Source organism: Paenibacillus sp. J22P59, from assembly GCF_059383895.1.
Map to the genome: position 1 here is coordinate 1 of NZ_JBXENX010000032.1, position 2,364 is coordinate 2,364.

At 43.0% G+C, this 2,364-nt stretch carries 1 protein-coding gene; it reads left to right on the forward strand.

All coding sequences use genetic code 11. The features are described 5' to 3' along the window. Window positions 1-2,364: non-ribosomal peptide synthetase (locus tag AC50YO_RS25470; protein ID WP_494851419.1), on the forward strand; the 2,364-nt coding region annotated here is incomplete at both ends.

The window sequence follows — 2,364 nt, forward strand, 5'->3', positions numbered from 1 at the left end:
CAAGAGACAATTCGCCACTGCACCAGCCGGACGGAAATAGAACGTACGCCGACCGATTATGGAATTAATGGATACACGTTAGAAGACCTGGAGGATCTTAAGACGGAAGTAGCTGAGAAAATCGGGCTTGAAGCCGTGGTTGCCGGAATCCATAGGCTGACCCCAATGCAGGAAGGCATGCTGTTTACTTATCTTGAGGAGAAGGATACTACGGCTTATGTACTACAATCGGAGTTTAAATTAAACGGACCTGTAGAACTGAATTTTCTTCAGAAAGCCTACGATGCACTACGCCAGAAGTATCCTATTCTAAATGCAATCATTGTTGTAGATCAAGGGGGTCATCCGGCTAAGGTGATCCTATCAAATAGGAAAGTTTCTGTAGATTATCAGGATTTCAGTTTGGAGAGAGACAGGGAAGAGCGGTACGCTCAATATGCTAGCGGTATTATCGACAAGGGATTCGATCTGAATAAGGACCAACTGTTTGGCATTAGCTTGGTGCGAATAGCCAATGAGAAGTACCGTCTGATTGTAACCTGCCATCACATCATCATTGATGGTTGGTCAAATGCTCTTGTTCGAAATGAATTATTCCACCTGTATTCTAGATTCGCATCCGCAGAAAATATTGAGATTCAGAAAGAGTATGGCTATGAAGAATATTTATTGTGGCTGGATCGACAAGACAGGGAGAAAGGGCTTTTATTCTGGGACACCCAGTTGAAAGGTTATAACGAAGTTGTAGAATTACCGAGCTTACAGAATCAACGTAAAGGCTACATAGAAGGCGTATATGAACTTGAATTAGAAGAAGAGTGGGGCAATGCATTACAGATTTTGTCCAAGAAACAGGGTGTTACTCTAAATACAGTATGTCAAACGGCTTGGGGTTTGTTGCTTCAGATGTACATGGGAACGGAAGATGTAGTATTTGGAGCGGTCGTTTCAGGCAGATCACCTGAAGTTGAAGGTATTGAACGTATGGTAGGCATGTTCATCAATACGATCCCGATAAGGGTGAAGACAGAAGCTGATCAGCGGATAAGTGGATTGCTTCAAGAGATGCAGGAAGCAAATACGAAGGCCAGTCCGTATGAATATTTAACTTTAGCGCAAATCCAAAACTTAACCGAGGTTAGACAGAGTCTGATCCAGACACTAATGGTCTTCGAAAATTATCCTGAAGAGGAATCGGGTAGAGCAATTAAATTAGGATTTACGGTGGAGCGTATCAAAGGCAGAGAGCAGACCAGCTATGATCTCAATATCATCTTTCAGTTTGAGAGCGGATTGAAGTTTACTTTATTGTATAACCAAAACAAGTATGAGACGGAGTTCATTGAGAAACTTGGCATCAAGCTTCGCCGCTTGTTATTGGAGATGATTAACAGTCCGGAAGAAAGAATCGCTCGACTAGAATTGCTGGACGATGAAGAGATAGAAATTATTACACAGAAGTTTAATAATACTTGGCGGGAATATCCTCGCGATCAGACAATTATTCAGTTGTTTGAAAAAGCAGCAGAGGAAGCTGGAACGCGAACCGCCGTAGTTTCCGGTGGGTTGGAGCTAAGCTATACTGGGCTGAACGCTCGGGCTAATCAGTTGGCGCACACGTTGCGTAGAAAAGGTGTGGGAGCGAATCAGATCGTTTCAATTCTGTGTGATAAAAGTATAGATACAATTGTCGCCAAAGTTGCTGTCCTCAAAGCTGGCGGGGCTTATCTACCAATTGATGAGAGCTACCCGGAAGCTCGCATCAAGTATTTGCTCAAGGACAGCGGGAGCAGCATCTTGATAGCCAGATCCGACTCTTGTACTCAATTTGACTTAACAGAGTTGAAGGTAGAGATATTGGAGCCGTTCGATGTAGAAGCCACAATGGAAAGTTCCAGTAATCCTGAGACAGTAAGTCAACCAGAAGATTTGGCTTATGTAATCTATACTTCAGGAACTACAGGCAATCCGAAGGGTGTATGCATTACCAATAGGTCAGTGGTCAAAAATGCAAAGAATCCTAGCTATATTGAAGTGAAGGAAGATGATAGATTCTTACAGGCAGGATCGCTTTCATTTGATGCTGCAGTGCTTCCAACTTGGCTAGCATTGTTGAATGGCATACCGCTGCATTTGGAAGAAGATACGCTTATGCAAGATTTCTATGCATTGGAGAGATATATAAGGGATAATGCGATTCGTTTAATCGTTTTCCCGACCACTTTTTTTAATCAGCTAAGCCAGGAACGGATCGAAGCATTTGAAGGGATTAAATACGTTATCGCAGGCGGAGATGTTATTTCGAGTCGGCAGGTCAGTCGTTTGCTCCAGAGGTATAAGGGGATGAATATCGTCAATGGGTAT